The 1,858-nt window shown below is 50.1% G+C and carries 2 protein-coding genes; one reads left to right on the top strand and one right to left on the bottom strand.

Annotated features, from left to right (window positions below; genetic code table 11):
• Window positions 1-147: 147 nt before the first annotated feature.
• Complete coding sequence (locus tag H579_RS0118600; protein ID WP_028301905.1) at window positions 148-975, bottom strand: hypothetical protein; 828 nt, start codon at window positions 973-975, stop codon at window positions 148-150.
• A gap of 227 nt (window positions 976-1,202) precedes the next feature.
• On the opposite strand from H579_RS0118600, the gene H579_RS0118595 reads away from it, so the two are divergent.
• A complete protein-coding gene (locus H579_RS0118595; RefSeq protein ID WP_028301904.1) occupies window positions 1,203-1,829 on the top strand; it encodes a trimeric intracellular cation channel family protein in 627 nt (208 codons plus the stop codon).
• Window positions 1,830-1,858: the final 29 nt, after the last annotated feature.

The raw sequence follows: 1,858 nt of genomic DNA, 5'->3' as shown, positions 1-1,858 counted from the left end.
CTGGAAGTGTAGGTGGCGCTCCGATCTCCGTTGTCCGTCAATATATCGAGCAACAAGCCAGACCTCATTAGAGAGGCTTGCGTCTCTACGCTCTGCCCCGCACTAAAAGTACGGGGTTTTCCGCAAAAGGTGATAAAAAAACAGCGGCTACTTCGCCGCTTTGACATGCAGGGTAAACAGGTCCGGGTCGAGCCAGAGATTCGCCAGTGGTGTTTTTTTATAGCGGGTATCGACACTGAATAGCTGTTGAACAGACTTTCGGTCTTTATCGCTGGCATTACAGCCAATAATTACCCGTTTCACCAATGATGGCGGGAAGTTAAAAAAGAAAAACTCCTTCTCATTCAGAGGCACAACCTTATCGGCCATCTCCTTTGGGCGTACCAGGCGGATCTCTTGCTCCGACTGGAATGCTTCAGAACGATAGAAGAGTGCAGGAAAAGGTTGAACACGGGCTTTTACCGATGGGCGATCCACCCCATAACTTACCGGTCGCATAACTTGTGGTTGCGTTTTGTAGCGCTTGCCGGTGAAGTATTCATGTTTGCCATCCAACTCAATAACAAAGCCCTTGTATTGATCGCCAAAACGCTCCCATAGCACCGGATTATCAGCGGATTTAAACAAACGACACAGCGCCAGAGACTGAAGCTGTTTAGGATCGGGGAGCTGCTTGGTTTTTGGCTGTTGGCGCTGACGCATCTGCTTTTCAATCGTGGGCCGCTTTGCTCTTAGCTGCTGACAGAAGTAGTCTTCATCAACCAACGCCTGCATATGCTCGGGCAGTGCAGCGTATTGGCGGCGCAGCTCAGCTTTAAAGTCCTCTTCGCTGATCGCCGTTTTTTCCGGGGCCTTGCGAATCGCCGGACGATTGTTTTCAAACGGGTCCTGTCGTTCGACCGCACCGACAAAGTGCAGACGGCTATTGCGCAGAACATCCAGATGACGAAAAGAAAGATAGAGATAAAGCTTCATGCAGGCTTTTTCCTAAACCTAAAACCGTAAAAGTGTGGCATTTTTCAGCCAGCAGAACACTACCATAAAAATGTCTGACACAGGTAAACCACAGCGACGATATTGTCCTATCTTGTAAAAAAAGCGCAATAATCAAACAATAACACCCGTGCGACTAAAAGCAGCGAAATCTGGGGGTGCGGGTCGCCTGGTACAGCAATTATTACAATGATTTAAAGGACAGAATAATGACATTCGATATTACCGCAGCAGTTAACATCATGGGGCTGGCCGCTGTTGCGGTATTTGCAGTCTCGGGGGCACTGGATGCCGCACGACAAAAGATGGATATTCTGGGGTTTATGCTGATCGGCACAGCCACCGGTGTCGGGGGTGGAACCTTGCGTGATGTCCTGCTGGGCAAGATGCCGGTATTCTGGATTCGGGAACCGATCTGGATTGTGATCTGCCTGACAGCATCCGCTATCACCTATTTTATCGCCCCCAGACTGGCTTCCCGTACACGCGCGCTGATCTGGATGGATGCGGTCGGCCTGGCGCTATTTTCGGTTGTGGGTACCAAGATCGCCCTCGATTTTGGTGTCTCGCCTCTGATTGCAGTCTGTATGGGCGTGATGACCGCCAGCTTTGGTGGTATTGCCCGTGATGTGCTGTGTGGCAGTAATCTGACACTGATGAATGAAGAGCTATATATCACCACGACTCTGGCCGGTGCAGTGGTGTATCTGGGACTAAGTCATCTGGGATTACCCAATAGCTATGATCTGATGGGTGGTTTTTTAGTGGCCTTTATTCTTCGGGCGCTGGCGATTCTGTTTAATATCAAACTGCCAAATGCTTATCGTAATGGCTAGAGGCTGGAGGCTGGAGGCTGGAGGCTGGA

Origin of the sequence: Oceanospirillum beijerinckii DSM 7166 (assembly GCF_000422425.1) — a bacterium.
GTDB lineage: Bacteria > Pseudomonadota > Gammaproteobacteria > Pseudomonadales > Halomonadaceae > Oceanospirillum > Oceanospirillum beijerinckii.
The sequence above is the reverse complement of the archived record's forward strand: the minus strand, read 5'-3'. Positions and strand labels throughout refer to the sequence as shown.

Excerpts from the sequence above, each read along its gene's own strand:
- H579_RS0118600 (WP_028301905.1), bottom strand. The coding sequence starts at position 975 with ATGAAGCTTTATCTCTATCTTTCTTTTCGTCATCTGGATGTTCTGCGC.
- H579_RS0118595 (WP_028301904.1), top strand. The coding sequence starts at position 1,203 with ATGACATTCGATATTACCGCAGCAGTTAACATCATGGGGCTGGCCGCT.